Source organism: Algoriphagus antarcticus, from assembly GCF_002150685.1.
GTDB lineage: Bacteria > Bacteroidota > Bacteroidia > Cytophagales > Cyclobacteriaceae > Algoriphagus > Algoriphagus antarcticus.
Window position 1 is genome coordinate 21232 of record NZ_MSSW01000056.1, and the last position, 22615, is coordinate 43846.

General features: G+C 39.7%; 20 protein-coding genes, 1 tRNA gene and 1 pseudogene. 16 read left to right on the forward strand and 6 right to left on the reverse strand.

Translation table 11 applies throughout. The annotated features are described in order from the left end of the window. Positions 1-9: 9 nt before the first annotated feature. Both lpxD and BVH04_RS17945 read right to left on the reverse strand, forming a co-directional pair. Positions 10-1032 (reverse strand): UDP-3-O-(3-hydroxymyristoyl)glucosamine N-acyltransferase, encoded by a 1023-nt coding sequence (gene lpxD / locus BVH04_RS17940; RefSeq protein WP_086542853.1) that lies wholly within the window; start codon positions 1030-1032, stop codon positions 10-12. 18 nt (positions 1033-1050) lie between these two features. Further along, complete coding sequence (locus BVH04_RS17945) at positions 1051-2283, reverse strand: HD domain-containing protein (protein WP_086542905.1); 1233 nt, start codon at positions 2281-2283, stop codon at positions 1051-1053. Between the two features lie 59 nt (positions 2284-2342). Here BVH04_RS17945 and porX point away from each other — a divergent pair, with 59 nt between their 5' ends. The 3 genes from porX to BVH04_RS17960 are packed head-to-tail and all read left to right on the forward strand — an operon-like array spanning position 2343 to position 5540. After that, positions 2343-3899 (forward strand): T9SS response regulator signal transducer PorX, encoded by a 1557-nt coding sequence (gene porX / locus BVH04_RS17950; RefSeq protein ID WP_086542906.1) that lies wholly within the window; start codon positions 2343-2345, stop codon positions 3897-3899. A gap of 8 nt (positions 3900-3907) precedes the next feature. Beyond that, positions 3908-4339: a tRNA (adenosine(37)-N6)-threonylcarbamoyltransferase complex ATPase subunit type 1 TsaE gene (tsaE, locus tag BVH04_RS17955; protein WP_317045509.1), complete on the forward strand. Its 432-nt coding sequence runs from the start codon at positions 3908-3910 to the stop codon at positions 4337-4339. Further along, entirely contained in the window at positions 4329-5540 is a 1212-nt protein-coding gene (locus BVH04_RS17960; protein ID WP_086542854.1) for an alanine dehydrogenase, read from the forward strand. Before tsaE ends, BVH04_RS17960 begins: the two co-directional genes overlap by 11 nt. A 1-nt stretch (position 5541) precedes the next feature. On the opposite strand, the gene BVH04_RS17965 is transcribed toward BVH04_RS17960, so the two are convergent. Then, positions 5542-6015, reverse strand: a complete 474-nt coding sequence (locus BVH04_RS17965) for a response regulator (protein WP_086542855.1) — start codon at positions 6013-6015, stop codon at positions 5542-5544. Between the two features lie 377 nt (positions 6016-6392). Between BVH04_RS17965 and BVH04_RS17970 the strand changes: the two genes are divergently transcribed. From BVH04_RS17970 to BVH04_RS17990, 5 genes are all read left to right on the forward strand, one after another. Beyond that, entirely contained in the window at positions 6393-7490 is a 1098-nt protein-coding gene (locus BVH04_RS17970; RefSeq protein WP_240510975.1) for a ThiF family adenylyltransferase, read from the forward strand. Further along, on the forward strand, positions 7474-8181 hold the full coding sequence (locus BVH04_RS17975) for a hypothetical protein (RefSeq protein WP_086542857.1): 708 nt from the start codon (positions 7474-7476) through the stop codon (positions 8179-8181). The genes BVH04_RS17970 and BVH04_RS17975 overlap by 17 nt, the downstream gene beginning before the upstream one ends. Next, entirely contained in the window at positions 8178-10307 is a 2130-nt protein-coding gene (locus BVH04_RS17980; protein WP_116116592.1) for a sensor histidine kinase, read from the forward strand. The genes BVH04_RS17975 and BVH04_RS17980 overlap by 4 nt, the downstream gene beginning before the upstream one ends. Further along, a complete protein-coding gene (locus BVH04_RS17985) occupies positions 10300-11385 on the forward strand; it encodes a hybrid sensor histidine kinase/response regulator (protein WP_086542858.1) in 1086 nt (361 codons plus the stop codon). Before BVH04_RS17980 ends, BVH04_RS17985 begins: the two co-directional genes overlap by 8 nt. Before the next feature lie 90 nt (positions 11386-11475). Continuing rightward, positions 11476-12015, forward strand: a complete 540-nt coding sequence (locus BVH04_RS17990; RefSeq protein ID WP_086542859.1) for an inorganic diphosphatase — start codon at positions 11476-11478, stop codon at positions 12013-12015. A gap of 128 nt (positions 12016-12143) precedes the next feature. Here the strand turns inward: BVH04_RS17990 and BVH04_RS17995 are convergent, their stop codons facing one another. Next, positions 12144-12599, reverse strand: a complete 456-nt coding sequence (locus tag BVH04_RS17995; protein ID WP_086542860.1) for a hypothetical protein — start codon at positions 12597-12599, stop codon at positions 12144-12146. After that, complete coding sequence (locus BVH04_RS18000) at positions 12586-13191, reverse strand: acyl carrier protein phosphodiesterase (RefSeq protein ID WP_086542861.1); 606 nt, start codon at positions 13189-13191, stop codon at positions 12586-12588. The genes BVH04_RS17995 and BVH04_RS18000 overlap by 14 nt, the downstream gene beginning before the upstream one ends. Before the next feature lie 62 nt (positions 13192-13253). On the opposite strand from BVH04_RS18000, the gene BVH04_RS18005 reads away from it, so the two are divergent. The 3 genes from BVH04_RS18005 to BVH04_RS18015 all read left to right on the forward strand — a co-directional run bounded on the left by BVH04_RS18005 (position 13254) and on the right by BVH04_RS18015 (position 16845). Continuing rightward, the gene (locus tag BVH04_RS18005; RefSeq protein WP_086542862.1) at positions 13254-15182 is read left to right on the forward strand and encodes an AAA domain-containing protein; all 1929 of its coding nucleotides are present in this window, start codon (positions 13254-13256) and stop codon (positions 15180-15182) included. A gap of 126 nt (positions 15183-15308) precedes the next feature. Continuing rightward, positions 15309-15524 (forward strand): hypothetical protein, encoded by a 216-nt coding sequence (locus BVH04_RS18010; RefSeq protein ID WP_086542863.1) that lies wholly within the window; start codon positions 15309-15311, stop codon positions 15522-15524. Positions 15525-15654: 130 nt separating this feature from the next. Next, complete coding sequence (locus tag BVH04_RS18015; RefSeq protein WP_086542864.1) at positions 15655-16845, forward strand: 6-bladed beta-propeller; 1191 nt, start codon at positions 15655-15657, stop codon at positions 16843-16845. 24 nt (positions 16846-16869) lie between these two features. On the opposite strand, the gene BVH04_RS18020 is transcribed toward BVH04_RS18015, so the two are convergent. Further along, positions 16870-17409 (reverse strand): DUF4924 family protein, encoded by a 540-nt coding sequence (locus tag BVH04_RS18020; RefSeq protein WP_086542865.1) that lies wholly within the window; start codon positions 17407-17409, stop codon positions 16870-16872. Between the two features lie 653 nt (positions 17410-18062). Between BVH04_RS18020 and lepA the strand changes: the two genes are divergently transcribed. From lepA to BVH04_RS18045, 5 genes and pseudogenes are all read left to right on the forward strand, one after another. Continuing rightward, positions 18063-19856 carry a translation elongation factor 4 gene (gene lepA / locus BVH04_RS18025; protein ID WP_086542866.1) on the forward strand — a complete coding sequence of 598 codons (1794 nt, stop codon included), beginning with the start codon at positions 18063-18065 and terminating at the stop codon, positions 19854-19856. A gap of 393 nt (positions 19857-20249) precedes the next feature. After that, positions 20250-20612: pseudogene (locus tag BVH04_RS26185) on the forward strand (four helix bundle protein). Positions 20613-20674: 62 nt separating this feature from the next. Then, the gene (locus BVH04_RS18035; protein WP_086542867.1) at positions 20675-21559 is read left to right on the forward strand and encodes a bifunctional 5,10-methylenetetrahydrofolate dehydrogenase/5,10-methenyltetrahydrofolate cyclohydrolase; all 885 of its coding nucleotides are present in this window, start codon (positions 20675-20677) and stop codon (positions 21557-21559) included. 126 nt (positions 21560-21685) lie between these two features. Continuing rightward, a tRNA-Leu gene (locus BVH04_RS18040) sits at positions 21686-21769 on the forward strand. A 294-nt stretch (positions 21770-22063) separates the two neighbouring features. Further along, positions 22064-22606, forward strand: a complete 543-nt coding sequence (locus BVH04_RS18045) for a DsrE family protein (RefSeq protein ID WP_086542868.1) — start codon at positions 22064-22066, stop codon at positions 22604-22606. The last annotated feature ends 9 nt before the right edge of the window (positions 22607-22615 follow it).

The window sequence follows — 22615 nt, forward strand, 5'->3', positions numbered from 1 at the left end:
GCTGCAAATTTACTGCTTTTTTTCTAGTTCTCTTATGCGCTCCTCTATTGAGCCTAGCTTTTTAAAAATAGAGTAAGATTTTAGAAAGTTTTTCATTTCGAATCCAATGTATCCAAATAAGGTAGTACCTGATTTTGTAATGGACTTACTTACACCTGTATTGGCACCTATTGTGGTATTATCTGCAATAGTTATGTGACCTACAATTCCCGCTTTGCCTGCGATTACACAGTTTTTTCCAATTGTAGTTGATCCGGATATTCCAACTTGGGATGCGATCACAGTATTTTCTCCTATGATGACATTATGTGCTATTTGCACCAGATTGTCGATTTTTACGCCTTTTTTAATCAAAGTGGATCCCATCGTAGCACAATCTATCGTGCTGTTAGCTCCTACACTTACATTGTCTTCAATGATCACATTGCCGATTTGCGGGATAGTCTTATAGCTGCCGTCTTCCTGAGGAGCAAAACCAAATCCGTCAGAACCAATGACAGCCCCAGGATGAATTTCGCAATTATTGCCAATAACGGTGTCAGTACAGATTTTTGCACCAGTATGGATGATGACATTATCGCCAAGCTTCACCCGGTCTCCAATGTGTACATGACTGTGGATTTTGACAGAATCTCCGATCATACAGTTTTTCCCCACATAAGAAAAAGCTCCCCTGAAAGCCTGCTCACCGATATGAGAGCTGGGATCAAAAAAACAGGGCTCTTCGACTCCCACCATACTGCTTTTCATCATCATGGAATAAGCTTCCAGCAGTTTCGTGAAACCGTTATAAGCATCATCAACACGAATTAGATTGACTTTAAGTGGTTTTGTGGCGACAAAGTTGTTGGAGACGATCACGGCCGTTGCATCTGTTTCATAGATAAATGAAGTGTATTTCTCATTGGCCAGAAAACTTATTCCTCCTTGCTTACCTTCTTGGATTTTGTCCAATCGGGATACTTTTTGGTCTTCATCGCCTTCCACTTTTCCCTGAAGGATCGCCGCAACTTGTCCGAGGGTAAATTCCATAAATAATATAAAACGAAGTTAATAATTCAAATTTAGGCTTTTGGCATTACATACGTAATGTTTCTCCACGATTTTACTCATGACTTTTATATTGGGTAAGTCCGCCGCCTGTGCTACATCAATTACCTTTCCTTTTTTTGTCAGAATGTAAATTTTGTCCTTAACCAGGTAACCATAATTGCTCACCGCCCCATGGGAAAAGAAATAATTCAAATCTTCTATTGGTATTTGCAGTTTTTTAATTGTTTTCTCTTTCAAATGTGTTATTTCTTCCGCAGAAAAAGGTTCATTAGTCAAATTGATTTTGAAAAGATTTCGTGTTAAAAACATCTGAGAAATATTCCTAAGCACATAATCCGGATGATTTTTCCAGAGTTTTATCGCTCCCCAAATATCTAAATCGTCCATTTCAAGGAACAATTGCAAAAAGTCAGGATTAGTTCGAAAGTCCTCTAATGATAAGTTTTGATTCAAAAAGAAATCAAATTCTTCGGTAACCGTAAAATTAGTGCCTGACTGGCGTAGAAATTTTGCCCGCTGGATGAGTTTGATAAGCATTTTCTCTGCGCTTACAGTTGTCTTATGCAAGTAAACTTGCCAGTACATCAAGCGACGGGCGCTCAGGAAATTTTCTATAGAATAAATTCCCTTTTCTTCGATGACCACTTGATCATCTTTCACATCCATCATTTTGATGATTCGGTCTGCACCAATCGTTCCTTCAGATACTCCGGTGAAAAAACAATCGCGTTGTAAATAGTCAAGCCTGTCAATATCCAATTGGCTGGAAACCAGCTGGTGAAAGAATTTTCGCTCGTATTGATTCTTAAAAATTCTTAAAGTAAGGTCTAGTTTGCCACCAAACTCCTGATTGAGGAGTTCTATAGTCAATAGAGATAGTTCTTCATGGGGTACGCCCTTGAGTAAGCTATATTCTAAGGCATGAGAAAAAGGCCCATGCCCAATGTCATGCAAAAGAATAGCGATTAGCGCGGCTTCATATTCCTCTTCTGTGATTTCAGTGCCTTTTATTCGTAGATTGTCTAGTGTAATGCTCATCAAGTGCATTGCCCCGATCGCATGATGAAATCGGGTATGTAGAGCTCCGGGATAGACAAAATCAGTTAGTCCCAGTTGTTTTATCCTCCGCAATCGTTGAAAATAAGGATGGTCGATAATCGTAAAAATCAACTCGCTTGGGATCGTGATAAATCCGTAAACCGGGTCGTTTAGTATCTTCTGGCTTTTCAAGGAGGCCTTTTTTGTTTGGCTCAAAAGTAATTATAATTTTAAAAGAAACGGAACCTGAAATGTCTCAAAAATTCAAGATACTCTGGGCAGACGATGAAATCGACTTGCTCAAACCACATATTCTTTTTCTCGAACAGAAAGGATACGCTATCACTACAGTCAATTCCGGTGTAGATGCTATCGAAGAAGTAGAGAAAGAAAACTTTGATGTAATCTTTTTGGATGAAATGATGCCTGGAATGACGGGTCTCGAAACGCTCCAACAAATCAAGCAGATGAAACCTCAAGTGCCGGTGGTGATGATCACCAAAAGTGAGGAAGAGCATATCATGGATGATGCGATAGGAGGAAAAATTGCAGATTACCTTATCAAACCGATTAACCCCAGCCAGATTTTGCTTTCGGTGAAGAAACTTCTTCAAAACAAGCAGTTGATTGACGAGCGGACTACTCAAAGCTACCAGCAGGATTTCATGAATATCAGCATGGCTTTTGGTGATGCAGAAGATCATCAAGATTGGGCAGACATCTATCGAAAGTTGACGTATTGGGAGATGCAGATCGATGATACAGAAAACAAAAACATGCTTCCCGTACTGGAATCGCAGAAAATAGAAGCAAATGCCAATTTTTGCAAATTCATAAAAGAAAATTACCTGGACTGGATGGAAGAGAAAAATCAGACCAAACCTCTGCTTTCTCATCAGGTGATGAAGAAAAAGGTTTTTCCTCAGCTCAAAGAAAAGAAGCCTCTATTCTTTATTGTAATAGATAATTTCAGACTAGACCAATGGGAAGATATTGAGTCCATCATAGCCCCTTATTTCAATATAAAAGACAAGGATACCTATTATAGCATCTTGCCGACTACCACGGCTTTTGCGCGGAATGCGCTCTTCAGTGGCATGATGCCCATGGATATGGCCAGATTTTATCCCAACTTCTGGGAGGATGAAGATTCTGACGGAGGGAAGAACAACTTCGAGGAAGATTGGCTAAAGATCAACCTGGAGAAAAACCGACTTTCAATCAAATCCAGCTATAATAAAATTATTCAAGCCCATCAGGGGAAAGCAGTTCTGGAACAATTTCACACATTTCTTCAAAATGACCTGAATGTATTGGTCTATAACTTCGTGGACATGGTCTCACATGCACGGACGGATATGAAAATGATTCGGGAATTAGCTCCTGATGAGTCCGCTTATCGGTCGCTGACGACAAGTTGGTTTGAGCATTCATCTTTATTTGAATTATTGAAAAAGATCCATGATGCGGGAGCGGAGGTGATCATCACTACCGATCATGGTACCAAACGAGTGAACAGACCTTATAGAATCATCGGAGATAAAAATGTGACTACAAATCTCCGATATAAGCAGGGGAAGAACTTGAATTTTGAGCAAGGAAAAGTTTTTGAGATCAAAAAGCCTGAAGATGCGAAGTTGCCGAGATTGAATGTGTCCTCTACTTATGTGTTTGCTGTGGAGGATTATTTCTTTGCCTACCCTAATAATTACAATTATTATGTGAACTTCTATAAGGATACTTTTCAGCACGGAGGTGTATCTTTGGAGGAAATGATCATTCCGATCGTTCATTTGTCACCAAAATAATTTAGCATTTGACCCTGTTCACATACGAGCTAGATGAGGTAGAAAAGGCTGCACAGGCTGTGATAGAAGCCGCCGCTAATGAAAAAGTATGGGTGTTTCAAGGCGATATGGGAGCGGGGAAGACCACTTTGATTAAGGCCGTGTCCAGAGCTTTTTCAGTCACTGATCAAGTGAGTAGTCCTACTTTTGGGATTGTAAATCACTATGAAAATCAAAGTGGGGAGATTTTTTACCACTTCGATTTTTATAGAATAGATGATCCCACCGAAGCCTTGGATATCGGAATAGAAGAGTATTTTTATAGTGGAAATTATTGCTGGCTAGAATGGGCTGAAAAAATTGCTGCATTTTTGCCTGAGAAATTTTTCCTCATTCGGATCACCAATGATTCCGTAACAAAACGAATCCTGACCTTACAACACATCGAAAATGCCAGCTGAAATCGATCAACTTACTGCCGTGGGACTGATCCCTAAAGAATTGCCATCGAAGGTGAGGAAAAGAGACCATTCTTTGGTGATTGGCTTGCCAAAGGAAGTCTCAACTCAAGAGAAGAGAATAGTCATCACTCCCGAATCCGTTGGTTTGCTTTCAAACAACGGTATTAGTGTAGTGGTGGAGGCGGGAGCCGGCTTGAAATCCAAGTTCACTGATCAGGATTTTTCTGATGCAGGTGCAAAAGTCACCAGTTCTAAGAAAGAGGTTTTCGAGTCAGAGTTGGTTCTAAAGATTGATCCACCTACAGAGGAGGAGCTGGGGTACATGACTACTGGAAGCTGCTTGATGTCAGCTTTACAGCTCGAACGACAAAGCCAGGAGTTTATACATACGCTGAATCAAAAGAAAATCACGGCTGTAGCATTTGAATACCTGGAAGATAAGGTGGGTGGAATGCCGGTCGTCCGAGCGATGTCAGAGATCGCTGGAAGCACAGTCATGCTTATTGCAGCGGAGTATCTATCTAGCGAAAATGACGGAAAGGGTCTGATTATGGGGGGCGTGACAGGCGTGCCGCCTACTCAAGTCGTGATCATCGGAGCAGGGACTGTGGCGGAATATGCGGCTAGAACAGCTTTGGGATTAGGAGCAAATATTAAGATTTTTGACAATCATATTTACAAATTACGAAGACTGAAGCAACTACTTGGTCAGCAGGTTTATACTTCTACTATTGATAATTTTAGTCTAAATCAGGCTTTATCAGAAGCGGATGTAGTAATAGGTGCCTTGCGAGCAGAAAAGGGTCGAAATAAGATTGTCGTGTCCGAAGAAATGGTAGCAAATATGATGCATGGAAGTATCATTATCGACGTAGCCATTGACCAAGGCGGATGTATAGAGACAGGAAGGATGACTTCACATGATCACCCGGTGTACAAAGTTCACGATATTACGCATTATTGCGTGCCGAATATAGCCTCGCGTGTGGCGCGAACTGCCTCTTATTCTTTGAGTAATATTTTCACTCCTATCATTCTTCAAATGGCAGACTTAGGAGGAGCTGAGGAAATGATATTCAATTACAAATGGTTTTTGAGGGGAGTTTATACCTATCGAGGAAGCTTGACAAATGCTTACATGGGCAGGAAATTTGGCATCAGCCACAAGGAATTGCAGCTTTTGCTAGCGGCGAGGTATTAACTTAAGAAAGTAGATTTTGGCGAAGTAGAAACTCCAGTTGATCATTGGATTTGATCAATGCTGTAGTAAGTTTCTCATTTTCAATGCGGAGCTGATGGATTTCAAATGCATTTTTGATGACTGTCCGTAGGTAGTCTTCCTCCCAGGGTTTTGTAAGGTAATGATAAACCTGCCCTTTATTAATCGCATCAATGACAGCCTGAATATCCGTATATCCGGTGAGTAAAATCCTAATTGGATGGGGGTAAAGTGGAATTATGGATTCCAGAAATTCCACACCAGTTTCCCCTGGCATTCTTTGGTCAGTAACAATGACATCTACCTCTTCTTTTTCAAGAACCTCACGCCCTTCGCTGGCTGATATAGCGATAAAAATCTTATAATCTCTTCTAAATGTAGCTTTAAAGGCCTGAAGGTTATTTTCTTCGTCGTCTACATAGAGAATTCTAATTTTTTCTTGAGGTTTATTTTCCATAGTTCAAAAATCTAAAAAAAACTTCAATTTTGAAGGATTATTCCTTCATTTCCCAAAATGCTTTTATTCATTTTCCTCATTAAGTTAAATTAAAATTACTTTCTAAGCTAACGCAAAGAATTCAATTCATTAATTCTAGTCAAAAGATAATTAGTATTAGTAGTTTTACAGTTCGTAAGATCGTCCTGATGCAAAGTGAATAAGCTTGTCAATTCACTGGAAATCAGCGATAAAAAAGCTGGATTGCTACAATGAATGATAGTGATATGAAAATAAAAGAATATTATTCATTTATCATTAGCTGATTTATTGCATTTTAGTGAATTATTACTCACCCAATAATAAAGCCATTCAGGTATATTTCGATGTCAAAACTAATGGATACTTCTACTAGGGAAGTGTATAGGCCATTGATAATAAATGCTTCAGACGATTTATCAAAAAGTGCACTACAGGAGCTTAAACGAGACACCACCTTACTTATCCACGATGAGATCAAGACACAGGTAGGTGATTTGATCAAGCTCAGAAATCCTCAAAAGAAATTCAGTCCAAGTGAATTGGATGAAGCAATTTCAGATTTCTTTGGCAGCCAATCTCCTTCAAGTTATGGGAATTGGGTTTATTATCCATGGCGCCATTGCCTGGTTCACCTGCTTCCAGAGGATGAGTTTGTTACCGTACGAACGATTAGGAACAAATATGTGATCACAGAGGAGGAGCAAAAGACCTTAGCGCGCAAAAAAATAGGAATAATAGGTTTATCAGTAGGTCAGAGTGTAGCTTTAACATTGGCTTTGGAACGAGGATGTGGAGAACTTCGATTGGCTGATTTCGATACGCTGGAGCTTAGTAATCTGAATAGAATACGCACAGGGGTTCATAATTTGGGAGTTAAGAAGTCGGTAATTGCTGCTCGGGAAATAGCAGAGATAGACCCCTATCTGAATGTTGTGTTATACAATGAAGGCGTTCACGATGATAATATCCATGAATTTTTTACACACGGAGGCAATTTGGATTTATTAATAGAAGAGTGTGATAGTTTGGAGGTGAAAATCAAAAGCAGGATTAAAGCAAAAGAACTAGGAATCCCTGTGTTGATGGATACCAGCGATAGAGGAATGATCGATGTAGAAAGGTTTGATTTAGAACCGAATCGTGCAATTTTCCATGGGATGCTTTCCGGTTTTGGAGCAGAAAATCAGCTACTAGAAAATCTAGAGGAAAATCGGACTAAGTTGATGATGTCCATATTAGATTTTGATAAGCTTTCTGAAAAGGCGAAATTCAGCATTAGTGAAATAGGCAAAACCATAACTTCCTGGCCTCAACTAGCATCTTCGGTAATAATGGGAGGAGCAATGTGTGCCTATTTCTCAAAAAGTATTCTTTGTGGTGAGAGATCATATTCTGGAAGAATATATGTGGATTTAGATAAATTCTTGATAGCAGAACATGAAAGTAAAAATTAGAGTGGTGAGAGCAGTTTCTTCTCCGGATGTAACTGAAAAATACATTGAAGGCCACTTTAACGTTTTAGAGACTTATGGTGTGACCAAAGTTACCTCTGCGGATCGCTCTTGGGTAAATAATCCGAATGTATATCTTCTTTTGGTAGAATCCATGGATGGAGAAAATCGGATTCTAGGAGGTGGCAGAATCCAGCTTCGGAATACCAGTTTCCCTCTTCCTCTAGAAGGAGCAATCTTCGAGAAAGATGTCAAGATCGTAGAATATATGAAAAAATATAAGGATTTGGAGGTTGCGGAGTATTGTGGATTGTGGAATTCCAGAGAAGTTTCAGGTTTTGGACTAGGAAGTATTTACCTTATTAGGATTGGAGTTGCTATTACTTCATTTCTTAATTTAAAGTGTCTAATGGCATTTTGCTCTCCTTTTACAGTTAAAAACTCTCAATCTGTGGGTTTTGAAATAATTTATGGACTTGGAGATAATGGTTCTTTTTTATACCCAAAAGAAGGATTGGTTGCTACTATTATGGAAATACAAGACGTGACAAACTTGCCTCTTTCAGTTCCCGTAGAGAAGGAATATATTGATAATTTAAGAAATAATCCGAAGCAAATTTCATTGGATGAAAGTCCTAAAGGACCACTGGAAATTCATTTCGACTTAAACATTAGCGACTTAACGATAATATGAAGGGGGACGCGAAATTAGGAAGCTTGTATTGGGGTATATTGTTAATGGTGTCATTTTTTTTATTATCTATTATTTTACTTCAAAACAATCTGTTCAATGAAGAATATAAAGTAGAAAATATTAGTTTCTATAAGAAAGAAAAGGGAGAGTTTCAATCTGTTGATTTTACTTCAAATACTGATGGTAAAAGTTATTCATTAGGATTTGTATCAGATACCGTTTGGGCAAAAATTGATCTAACCAATTTTGAACAAAATCAAGTTAATTCTATCCTTGAGGTAGGAAACCCTACCTTCCGCATTGTTGAATTGTATAAGAGTGGTGATGGTGAATCAATTAATCAAATCAAGAGAATCTCAATTGATCATCTCGGTAAATCCAATCCCTTTACTTACCCTTATCCAATTTTCAAAGTAAAAATAAATAGAGGTGATGCTTATTATTTAAAAATATTCTCCACTGAGCCGGTTAATTTTTCGGTAGGAATTGACTCTGAAGACGCATTCTATCATAAATACACAAAGATTATATCTCTCGTGAGTGTGTATATAGGTGTTATGATTGCCTTGTTATTGTATAATCTTTTTCTTTATTTTTCTGTAAAGGACAAAGTCTATTTTTTCTATTGTCTATATATTTTATTTATTTCTGCTGCTCAACTGTCCCTGTTAGGCTATAGTTATTTCTTAATCTTTTTTCAGAATTCAATATGGTATGAGAATAGTATTATCATATTCTCTTCGCTCTCTGGCATATTTGGGGTTCTGTTTTTAAGGAATTTTTTACAAACTAAAAAGCATCTTTCTGGCATTAATAAAGGTTTAACGCTTATTGTGATAGTATACTCTTTTGGAGCAATTTTCAGAGTACTAGGTTTTGTGTCATTGAGTTATAGTTTTACCGATGTAGGTGGGTTGCTAGTAGTGGTATTTTTTATGAGCACTGGTATAATTATGGCCAGAAGAGGATATCGCCCTGCATTTTACTTCTTAGCAGCCTGGGGATTCTTCCTCTTCGGACTTTTGTTATTTGTTTTTCAAAATCAGGGAGTAATTAATTTCGGTTCTTTTTCCAATTTACCGATGCTCGTGGGGACTGCTTTTGAAGCAATTTTGCTTTCACTCGCTTTAGCTGACCGTATAAATATTCTAAAAAAGGAAAAAGAAGATGAACAGAATGAGAAACTTCGAGTTCTCCATGACAATAGGGAGCTGATCAAGCAACAAAACACCATGCTTGAAGACAAGGTTAAAATCAGGACTGATGAATTGGAGCAGGCGCTCCGCAATCTTCAGAATACCCAAAGCCAACTGGTGAATCAAGAGAAAATGGCTTCACTTGGTCAGCTGACTGCAGGTATCGCCCATGAAATCAACAACCCGATCAACTTTGTAAGCTCCAATATTATGCCGTTGAAGCGTGATATTAAAGATATCATGGAGGTGATCGCATTTTATAGAATTACTGGGGCAAAGGAATTTTCCCCTGATTCACAGAAAGAAGCAAAGCAATTAGAGGAAGACTTAGAACTTGATTATGTGCTGGATGAAGTGAATCAATTGCTGAAAGGCATGGATGATGGTGCGAGGAGAACGGTGGAAATTGTGAAAGGACTTCGACTTTTTTCACGTGTAGATGAGCAGGATATGAAGAAAGTGGATATCCACGATGGGATCAACAGTACAATTATCTTGCTGAATAGCACCATGTCTACCAAAATCCGTATAATCCGTGATTTTGAGGAGCTGCCATTGGTTGAGTGTCTTGCTGGTAAAATAAATCAGGTATTTATGAATATCATCAACAACGCGATCCATGCCTTGGCAGATCACATCGATTGTATTTCTGATCCCAAGATTGAGGTTAGAACCAGGTCATTGGGAGAATTTATTACGATTGAAATCATAGATAATGGCTGGGGAATGCCTGAGCACGTGAAGCAGCGGATTTTTGAACCTTTCTTTACCACAAAGGCGGTGGGAAAAGGCACGGGTTTGGGGCTTTCAATAGTTTATTCTATTATTGAAAGTCACAAAGGAACGCTGGAAGTAATTACGAAGGAGAGCCAGGGAACTACATTTAAAATAACGCTTCCAATACATCAAAGTACTCAACGCTATGAATGATAAAATTCATGTCCTCTATATCGATGATGAAGACAACAACTTAAAGTCATTCAAAGCTACTTTAAGAAAAGACTTTAAGATTTTTACAGCCATAGATGCTGACGAAGGATTGAGAATAGCCAGAGAAGAGGAAGTTCATGTCGTAATTGCCGACCAGAGAATGCCGGGTATGACCGGTACTGAGTTTTTTGAGGAGCTGGTGAAGTTCAATCCTGATCCGATCCGTATTTTGCTTACGGGCTATTCAGATATTGCTTCCGTAATAGACGCCATCAATAAGGGGGAGGTATATCGATTTATTGATAAGCCCTGGAATATCGAACAGATCAGAAACTCGATTAAAAATGCTGCTGATATATATTTTATGCGGCGCGAATTAAAGGATAAAAATGTGAAGCTTCAAAAGCTTCATTCAGAGATGAACCAATTTGTTTACAGTTTGTCTCATGAATTAAGAGGGCCTTTGATGAGTATTTCCGGTGTGTCGAAGTTGGCCCAAATGGAACTCAAAGATCAGGAAGCGATGGAGTATTTTGATATGATAGATACAGCAACTGGTAAATTGGATGATTTTATCCACAAAATGCTGGATTTCTATAAATCCACAAAAATTGAAAATAAAATTTCCGAGATCAGTTTTAATGATGTAGTCGCACAACAATTAAGTGCGTGTAAAGCAAAGTTTAATATTGATCATATTCAAGTCGATATCCAGATCAATCAGCAGCATGCATTCTACTCGGATGATTCTAAAATCCGGGTGATTATCAATAACCTCTTTAGCAATTCGGTTCAGTTTCAGAAGTCAGACCAAAGTGATCAGAGGATAAGTTTGACCATTGATGTTACCGAGTCTGAAGCTATTATTACCCTAGCAGATAATGGGATTGGAATAGAAGAAAAGCATCACCCAGATGTGTTTAATCTGTTCTCTCGTGCTACGCAGAAGAACGTAGGCACAGGTTTAGGGCTTTATATGGTGAAAGAAGCGGTAGAACAAATGGGTGGAAAAATTGATTTGGAATCTGTATTTGGAGAAAGAACTACCTTTAAAGTCACCTTGCCAAGTATGAAATAAGAGGAGGTTTCTGGGCATTTACGGGTTAAACCTTATCTTTGCTCGGCCTTTGTGAAAAGCTCAACTTTTTATCAACTAATTCAAAATATTATGATTAATCCCTGGCATGACGTCAACATTGGGAAAAATGCCCCTGAAATCGTAACGGGTGTAATTGAAATACCCAAGGGTAGCAAAGGAAAATACGAGCTGGACAAGACAACGGGGATGCTGATGCTAGACCGTGTACTCTTCTCTGCAGTACATTATCCTGCAAATTATGGCTTTATCCCACAGACTTTCTGTGAAGATCATGATCCATTGGATATTCTGATCATTTCTCAAATAGATATTCCATCGATGTGTTTGGTAGAAGCCAAGGTGATCGGTGTGATGAGAATGATAGATGGTGGTGAAGCTGATGACAAGATTATCGCAGTGGCGGCTGGAGATCAGTCCGTGAATTACATCAATGATATTGACGATCTTCCTCCGCATTTGATGAAGGAAGTTCATAGATTCTTTGAAGACTACAAAAAGCTGGAAAATAAGGAAGTAAAAGTTGAAGACTTTCTCGGCAAAGAAGATGCGATGCGAATCATTAAAGAAAGCGTCGATCTTTATGATGCCAATTTCCGAACTAGAAAATAAACTGAAAGCCTGAGATCGATCTCAGGCTTTTTTTGATTTTAACCACAAAGACCACAAAGGTTTCGCGGAGAGCGCATTTTGTTGGTTCATGCCTGTTTTCTAACTGACAACTGACCACTTTTTACTTACTACTTCTTACTTTTCACCTTCTGCTTCCCAGCTTTTTTAGCCAAATATTCGACTAGATCTTTATAGGCTTCATGCTCATGATTGGATACTGAGATGGATTGCTTATCTGTGAAAGCTATAGTTACCTGACGGAATTCTTTTTTGTTTGCTAGCACGATTTCTTCTTCCCAAGCCAGTATCTGAGAAACGGGATACGTCTTAGTATATCCTCTCAAGGGCAATTTGACGATGATCTGATCCCTTCCTGCGGTGATAAATCTATATCCTGCCAGCATTTTCACCAGTAGCATCAGTATAACCAGCGTGATGAGTGTGCAGGCAATCAGATAAAACCAGATCCCAAAACTCCCTTTATAGGCAAAGTCCCTGAGGATAAATACTAAACCCGAGATGAGGATGAGTAGCACTAGGCTCAATGAAATGTAAGTGGATACTTTTGGTTTAATGACCAGCATTGGAATCTTGAATTTCTAGTAGTTTCTCTCGTGCAAAAGTCTCCAAATCCTCGAAAAAAGCGAAGAATATCACCTGATATTCCTGTTCCTTCTCTACCAAGTCCAGATGGGCCATTTCCATTTTGGATGGAAAGCGGGTTCGGCGTGACATCCCAGTGAGCGTTTTGCGAATACCTTCAATCTGCTTGTATTGTAGAAGCCAATTTTCCTGCTCCATCCACATTAACATGTTTGCGAAGCGATCAGGAAAAAGCAGATGGTAATGTTTTAAGGTAGTAAAGGTTTTTTGTGTAAAATCCAGTAGGGTGATTTCAGAATATCTATCCCAGTTTTTTGCCAGGAAATAGTCAAAATAGATGTCGGTAATTACAGAAGAATAGAGTCTGTATTTTGGTCTCAAATAGCTTTGCCCAGCTCGCACCAAAGGATGTGTGTCAGTGAATTTGTCAATCTCACGATGAAGTTTGATGCCATTCTGGACTTGTTGTGGAAAAGTGTTCATCATTTTTCCTTTCACAAAGTCTCCAATAAAATTACCCACAAGCACTTCGTCCTGACCAAAAGAAAGATATGCGTGAGCTAGGTAGTTCATAGGAGGTGTCGAATTGGGGAAACTCGAGAGGTTTTCATTAGTTTCGCCTAAAATACGGATAGATGCCCAATATCACGGAAGAATTAAAAAATGGATTGAAACTGCTGAAGCAAGAATGGCAGGAAGATCTAGCTCAGTACAAGCAAAAGTTTCTCAATACCTCACTTGCCGATAAGAAAAAGGAAGGGATTACCTGGCATCCCATCCAACTCAAAAAGAGCAAAATCGGTATGGGCGAGCGCATTTTGGTGGAGGTGGAGCGACTCGATCAGGGAAGTTCTTCGGCTTTTGGATCTGGTAAATCCGTTGCTTTTTTCACCACACAGGATAACTATCAATCCAATGATGATCGCATTCATGGCGTGATCAATCAGGTACGCAAAGATTCCATGGTGGTCACCCTCCAATCCGATGAAATCCCGGATTGGATGCACGGCAATCGACTCGGTGTGGATTTGCTTTTTGACGAGGCCAGCTATCGAGAAATGGAATTTGCTTTAAAAAGGGTTATTTCATCAGAAGATAAGCGAGTTAAGGAATTGGCTGAGATTCTTCTGGGAGAAAAAGCTCCTCAAGTTTCTATTCGACAAATTCCCGCAAAACCCAATCTCAATTTCTCCCAAAATCAAGCTTGTGCACTTATCGCGAATGCCAAAGATGTCGCTATTGTCCACGGGCCTCCGGGAACTGGCAAAACCACTACATTGATCGAGGCGATTCAGGATGCAGTGGAAGCAGGCCAAGCGATTTTGGTTTGTGCGCCAAGTAATGCTGCCGTCGATTTACTGGTGGAAAAGCTAATCGATCGGGGAATAGAGACACTTCGAATCGGTCATCCTGCCAGAGTGGAGGAGAAGATTTTGAATCAGACGCTGGATGCCAAGATAGCTTTTCATGACAGTTATCGAGACTTGAAGAAGCTTCGCAAAGAAACTGACCAATACCTGAAGCTGGCGAAACAATACAAGCGAAATTTTGGGCACGAAGAGCGGATGCAGCGAAAACTGATGTATGAGGAGGTTTCCCGACTTCGAGATGCTTCAAAAGCGCTGGAGGAATACATACAGTTTGATATTTTCCAAAAGACAAAAGTTTTTGCAAGCACCTTGGTGGGTGCTTCGTCCTACCATCTGAAAGGAATGAAATTCGATGTGGTATTTATCGATGAAGCAGCTCAAGGACTGGAGGCAGCCACTTGGATTCCGATTTTGAAATCAAAGAAGGTAGTTTTTGCTGGTGATCATTTCCAACTTCCTCCTACGATCAAGTCAAGACAGGCAGCCAAGGAAGGTTTGGCAGAGACACTTTTTGAAAAAGTGATCAAACGCAAGCCGCAAGCCGCGCACATGCTGGAACTTCAGTATAGAATGCCTGAGAAGATTATGGGCTTTTCGAATGAATGGTTTTATCACGGAAATCTGAAAGCGGCGGAAAATACGCTAACTCATACGTTCGAAGGTGAAGCTGCGATAGAGTGGATCGACACTGCTGGTTCTGGCTATACTGAGCAAGTGGAGGAGGAAAGCTTAAGCACCTTCAATCCCGAAGAGGCAAGATTTGCCTGCACGCATCTCAATCGTCTGATTACTTCCATTGGGTTAGCAAAATTCAAGGAGGAAGGCTGGACGATTGGGCTGATTGCACCCTACGGAGCGCAGGTGAGACTAATTCGGAGTTTGGTTTTTGAGTCTTATGATTTCCCAAACTTGAAGTCTCTGGGTGAGTTGATCACGATCGATACGGTAGATGGCTTCCAAGGTCAGGAGCGTGATTTGATGTTGATTTCCCTGACTCGATCCAATGACCGAGGGGAAATAGGTTTCCTGTCCGAAGAGCGTAGAATGAATGTGGCTTTAACCCGCGCGAAGCGCAAACTAGTTCTGATCGGGGATAGCAGCACCTTAGCTCAAAATGCCTTTTTTGATGGATTGCTTGGGTACTTCGAGGAGCATGAAGGGTATAGATCTGTGTGGGAGTTTTTGTTAAATTAAATCTACTGGTTGTCAGGAAGTTGGGGCCATTAATTAGTTTTTCAACTAAGATTAATTTGTAAAAAAAAAAAAAAATTACTTATTATTGATAACTATTATTTTATTAAAAATTAACAACTAAAAATTATGAAAAAAGTAATGATTTTAATGTGTTTATGCATTTTTGGTCTAATTAGTTTTCCAAGTGAAATCCAAATTAATGCAAATGCAGAAGTGCCTTTGCCTTATGAACCATCAGTGATGATGCCAGAGGCAAAACTTTGTCCAAGTAAGATGTCATACTATACAGCATGTGTCCAATATGGTATGGGTTGCAACCCAGATGGATGCCACGATGATTAAGTGACATTGGTTGTTCAAAAAAAATGTAAAAAGGTTAGAGTCGAACTCATCTATCCCTAACCTTTTTTAAAAGCATTAGAACATGTGTCAATATTATTAATTTTTAAATCCATTTTTCAAAAAAAACACGGTGAATAAGCTTAATACCCATTTACATTTCTTCAATTGGAATTTTACAATTGTATTAATTATTGCTTTACTTTCATGTTCCGGAAAAAAAGTTGACGATATCGAAAATGATTCTATAAGGATTATTTCGATTGATGACCCTGATACATTTAGTGAACTCGATTTTCTTGAAATATTTGAATTAATTGACGTGAAGGAACTTGAGAATGATTTAGAGTTCTTTTTAGCAGAAGCAAGTAAGTTGGTGATTTCAGAGAGTGGATATATAGTTCTTGATAATGATTTAGATGCATTGTTAAGGTTCAATGTCAATGGTGAAGTTGAAAATAAGGTTTGCACACTGGGCGATGGGCCTACTGAAATGCAAGCAATTTCTGATTTTGCTTATGATCAAAAGAAAGATGAGATCTATGTAATCGGTCCAGGGAATATGCAGGTGAAAGTATATAAGCCTGATGGCACATTTGTCAGAAATTTTAAAATAGGAAGCCAAGCGGATCATATTGCCTTGCTTGGCGATCAGCCGGTCTTGACACTTACCTACTTTAATCCTTACAACAAATATTTAAGTGTATTAGAACATAATGGAGACACGTTAAAGACTGTTTTTCCTTTCCCAAAAGAGACTTTTCCGATTGGGTTACACCATATTTCAGGGAATTTGACAAACTCTAATTCTGGTGGCATATTGGTCAATGAACCTGCCTCGTCTACGGTTTATGGCATGGATAGTAAGATGAATTTGAAGCCTAAATATAAATTTGTAGCTATAGATGACTTATGGCCAGAGGAAGACCGCCATGAACTAAATGCATACTTCGAAAAGCTTGCTACAGGAGATCTAACTTTTTTGTCAAAATATTACGAGGAAAGTGAATCGTATTTTTTCTTTAACCTCAATGCTAAAAAGAAGGGTGGAAGACTTTATGTGGTAGATCCTAGAATTGGGTATTACGATATTAAGGCAGGAAAAAGTTATTTAGCTAAAAGTGAAAAGTTTCTGATGGAAATGAAAGGTCCATTAGCTGTGGACGGAGATTCCTTTTACGTCTATATTTCTAAAATGGAACTGTCTGAACTTTTGGAATCTGATGATAAATGGAAAGCGATCATGGCTGATTTTCCAGAAATTGAGATTATGGAAAAGGCTGATTACGATACTCCTGTTTTGCTAAAGTTTGGTGTGAAGTAATCTTCCAATCTTCCAATATAAATATCAATTCTTCGAAATCGTATCCTTCACCTGATAATGATAGCTCAGCGTACTGAGAATATCTCCATAAGCTTCGGCAGACTTCAGTTGTTCATCAGATACTTTTCTGCCCAGCAGTCTGCAAAGTAATAAGCCATAAACACCATTCAGGCATATTTGAATCTCATTTCCAAGATCTTGACCATCCGCTTGCATCACCGCGTCAATTATAAATGGCTTGGCTTTGCTATAAGCTTCAAAGTACTTAGGATCGGTCTTGAGTTGACCCCAATGAATTTGCGCCAGCTCCGATACCAAGGAGTTTAATTCTTCCAAGTGCCCTTTTTCCAGAATACCCTGAGTTTTCATCTGATCTAAAAGTGTCAGGTACCATTCAGCAATTTTATTTTTGTCGGCTTCCGAAACAGGATATTTCTCGACTATGAAGGTTTTGATTTCATCGGGATTTCCCTGATAGGATCTGATCAAATCCTCCATTTGATACATATAGATAATGTATTCGGCGATATTATCGTACTTCTTATTTTCGGCTACTGACTGCATGGAACTGGGTTTTGATCCTGCAATTTAGCACATACTATTGGTTCAGGACTTCAGTCTTGGACCCAAAATAATACAGTCTTCAGACTGCCGTTTTGGAATAGTTGGTTTTAAAGTGTTTAGGTATTACTTCTTTGATTCAAAATTTCAAGATATTAAAGAAGCAGTCTGAAAACTGCAATAAGAAAAGTCACAAGTCTGAAGACTTGCGCCAAATGAGTTGGAGAAATTTTCAATGATCAATTAACGATGATCAATTTTCAAGTGGGCTACTGGGAGGTATTTTTCCTTGAACATTGAATTTGAACATTGAGACTTGATTATTTTTAACCTGGCCTTTAGGTGCAAACTATGGGTAATAAATTAATAGGGGTTGTTTTTTTTAGCTGAGGCTTTAGGTACAGCCCTATCACAAACTCTCGATTTCCAAGTTGATGTTTGGGATGATGCTACTTGAGGATTGAACCTTAATGATGACTGCAATAAGGTGTAGTCAATGAACAATTGTCAATTTTTAATTGAATTTACGCTCTTTGTCAAAACTTGTAAATTGAGCATTGAGTTTGACTAGTAAGAATTGATTATGAATTTGAAACTTGATCATTGAGTTTGAAAATTCTCTTATCTCCTAGTTATTTATTACTTTTGCGCCCAGAATGGATATGAAAAATATAAGGAATTTCTGTATCATCGCCCACATTGATCACGGGAAGAGTACATTGGCAGATAGGCTACTGCAGGAAACTGACACGGTCGCCGACCGTGACATGCAGGCTCAGTTGTTGGACAATATGGATCTGGAGCGCGAGCGTGGTATCACGATCAAGTCTCATGCGATCCAAATGAAATATACTCATGAGGGCGAGGAATATACCCTCAATCTGATTGACACCCCAGGTCACGTGGATTTTTCCTACGAGGTTTCTAGATCAATTGCTGCCTGTGAAGGCGCTTTGCTGATCGTGGATGCTTCCCAAGGAATCGAAGCTCAGACTATTTCCAATCTTTATTTGGCCCTAGGTCATGATTTGGAGATTATCCCAGTCCTGAACAAAATTGACCTTCCCGGAGCAGATCCAGAAGCTGTTGCCGATGAGGTGATAGATTTGATCGGTTGCGACAGAGAAGATATTATTTTGGCCTCTGGCAAAACAGGTATTGGTATAGCCGATATCCTGAAAGCTGTGATCAATAGAATTCCAGCTCCAAAAGGAGATCCGGATGCACCACTTCAAGCGATGATTTTTGACTCGGTTTACAATTCATTCCGTGGTGTAGAAGTTATTTTTAGAATTTTCAACGGTACGTTCAGCAAAGGCGATAAGATCAAATTTGTCAATACCGGTAAAGAATACGAGGCGGATGAAATCGGGATTTTGGGTTTAAATCAAATTCCCCAGCAAACCATGAGCGCTGGTAACGTAGGTTACTTGATCTCTGGGGTGAAAGTAGCCAAGGAAATCAAAGTGGGTGATACCATCACGCACATCAAGAGACCTTGTGATAAAGCTATTCAGGGTTTTGAAAACGTAAAACCTATGGTTTTTGCCGGAATCTATCCGGTGGAGACTACGGACTATGAGGAACTTCGTTATTCCATGGAAAAACTCCAGTTGAATGATGCTTCGCTAGTCTGGGAACCAGAAACATCCATGGCGTTGGGTTTTGGATTCCGTTGCGGATTCTTGGGAATGCTTCACATGGAGATTATTCAGGAGCGTTTGGAGCGTGAATTTGACATGACTGTGATCACTACAGTGCCGTCGGTTCAGTTCAAGGCACTTATGACCAACGATACCTATCAGCTTATTAATGCACCTTCCGATATGCCAGATCCTACACGGATGAAGCATATTGAGGAGCCTTATGTGAGAGCTTCCATTATTACTGCGGCAGAATACGTAGGCGCGGTGATTACACTTTGTATGGACAAGCGTGGTCAGATCAAAAACCAAGTTTACCTGACTTCTGAGCGAGTGGAGCTAACATTCGATATGCCGCTGGCAGAGATTGTTTTTGACTTCTTTGATAAATTGAAAACTATTTCCAGAGGATATGCTTCTTTGGATTATGAGTTGAAAGGATACGAAGTGTCGCACATGGTGAGACTTGACGTGATGCTAAACGGTGAGCCAGTTGATGCACTTTCCGCGGTAGTTCACAGAGATAAAGCATACGATTGGGGTAGAAGACTTTGTGAGAAACTCAAAGAACTGGTGCCGCGCCAAATGTTTGAAATCGCTATTCAGGCCGCGATTGGTCAGAAGATCATTGCCAGAGAAACGGTAAAAGCCTTGCGCAAAAACGTATTGGCGAAGTGCTATGGTGGGGATATTTCCCGTAAGCGTAAACTCCTAGAAAAGCAGAAAAAAGGCAAGAAGCGAATGAGACAAGTCGGAAACGTCGAGGTTCCTCAGGAGGCATTTATGGCGGTTTTAAAATTAGATTAAGTTTTGTTTACGAAGCTAAGAAGCTTCGCTATTCATCTTTCAAGTGCTATGGTTGGATCAGGAGAATTAAATCTGGATTAATCAATTTTGCGGGTGTTTGAAAACTTCGAACTTCACCATTCATCATTCGGCGTTCGTCATTCAAGTGATATCGTCTGATTAGGAGACTTTTATCTAGATTAGTCAAGTTTGTGAGATTTTGAATCACTTCGAAATTCAAAATTCATCATTAGACATTCATTACTAAAAAATTAATTTCGAATGTAGAGTGAAGAAGTTCGAATAATGAAGTATGCGCCCGGTTCAAGAGCTTTGGAGTATAGAAGTTAAAAAGTATAATCACGAGGTCTCGAATACTTAAGTGCTGAGAGTTCAAAACTATATCTAGTTGCTATGGAAAGGAAGTACGATCTAGAGGCTCGACTAATCAAATTCGCTGCGGATATTATTTCTTTTACTGATTCCATGATAAACGCCAAAGCTGGAAATCACATGAGCAACCAGCTTCTCCGAAGCGGAACTTCGCCAGCTTTGAATTATGGGGAAGCTCAATCTGGATAATCTAGAAAGGATTTTATCCATAAGATGCAAGTGGTTTTGAAGGAATTGAGAGAAAGTGGAGTAGCAATAAAGATTATAGAAAAATCTAAACTTCATCTCGACATCGAAGCAATAGCTTATCTTCAAAATGAATGCTATCAGTTTATTTCAATCTTTGTCAAAAGTGTTGAAACTGCTGAACGAAATAATAATTGAATAATGAATGTCGAACATCGAATGTTGAATATCGAAGTTTGATTTACAAAATCAGAAAAACAATGCCTACTCTAATAGACGGAAAACTAACCTCATCACAAATCAAATCAGAAATAGCTATTCGCGTAGCCGAAATAAAAGAAGAAGGTGGGAAAACTCCTCATTTGGCAGCTATTCTAGTAGGAAGCGACGGAGCTAGCCAGACCTATGTGAGCGCGAAAGTGAAGGCCTGTGGTGAATGTGGTTTTGAATCCACTTTGGTGAGATTGGAGGACAATGTCTCTGAAGAGGAACTTCTGAAAGTAGTAGCAGATATCAATGATAATCCTTCAATCGATGGATTGATCGTACAACTTCCGCTTCCCAAACATATTTCCGTAGAGAAAGTGACTGATATGATCAAGCCTGAGAAAGATGTGGATGGATTTACTCCTGCAAACGTTGGTCGTATGGCATTGAACTGGCCAGCTTACGTAGCGGCTACTCCTTACGGGATCATAGAATTGATCAAGAGATACAATATCGAGACCTCAGGCAAGCATTGCGTAGTGATCGGAAGAAGTCATATCGTGGGAAGTCCGATGAGTATCTTGATGGCTAGAAATGGCTACCCAGGAAATGCCACAGTCACGTTGACTCACAGCAGAACTGCCAATCTTCCTGAGATCGCCAAAACAGCTGATATTCTTATCGTCGCTTTAGGAAAGCCTCATTTTGTGACTGCAGATATGGTAAAGCCTGGCGCAGTTGTGATCGATGTGGGAATTCATAGAGTCGAAGACGCTAGCAAGAAGTCAGGTTTCAAGTTGGTAGGAGATGTGAAGTTTGACGAAGTGTCGGAAATAGCTTCAGCAATCACGCCTGTACCGGGTGGAGTAGGGCCGATGACGATAGCTTCTTTGCTTTACAATACGCTCTTGGCGGCAGAAGGGAAAGTTTACGGGTAGTGGCTAAGTCAGTTCGTGAGACACGAACGGAGGCATAGTTTATGGGTACCCTGAAAATAATCGTAAAAGGTTTGCATCGGGTTTGCATGGAATAGGCAAGTCTGATACTTTTGCAAACTGTTAACCGCGCACGTGGTGAAACTGGTAGACACGCCAGCTTGAGGGGCTGGTGCTTTAAGTAGTGTGGAAGTTCGAATCTTCTCGTGCGCACATGGAAGCCTTGATCGTTTATTCGGTTGAGGCTTTTTTGGTTTAACCGAGGTGAACGCTGAGTTTTTCGCGGAGTACGCTGGGTTGTCCTTCTTCTACAGAAGCTTGACTTAGTTAATTCGTGCGCCTCGGTGTTTGTTCACAAACCGAAATTGGATATTGCTGTTTCCCATTAGTGATGACTCGAACAGCACCATAGATATCCAACTGATAACTCGATAGTGTATTCTTTTCCACCAATGGCCTCCCTCCTCCCCAAAATTTTCCCTACATTTTCACCCAAATTGAAATTCTATGAACCGACTACTTAAAGCAGCTTTATTCTGCGCTGCGATTTTTACTGCACAATTTTCCTTTGCCCAATCTGCCCAATTTCCTCTCGTAAAGGGTTTTGGAGGCATTTACGAAGTGCCTGAAGCTACCGAAAGGCCTGATGGGAGTTTGGAATATTTTATCTTAATAGATATGTCCACTGCCGCAGACGAAAACGCTGAGGTCAGCCGCTGGGTGGACAATGTAGCCCGTTTGATGAATCTTCACGCGCTTGCGGGTGTTTCCAAGGATCGTTTGCATGTGAAAGTAGTAGTTCATGGTGGTGCTATCTCCACTGTAATGAGTAATGAAGTCTATCAGAAGCGATACAATGTTGATAATCCGAATATCGCTGTATATAAAGCGCTGGAAGCTGCTGGAGCAGAAATACTAGTTTGCGGTCAGTCGCTGCGTGCTAGAGATTTGCAAAAAGCTGATTTGTATGATAGTGTCAATGTTGCGCTTTCAGCCTTGACCATGGTGACTACGTATGCACCAAAAGGATACACGGTCTTAAAATTTTAATACCTAGTT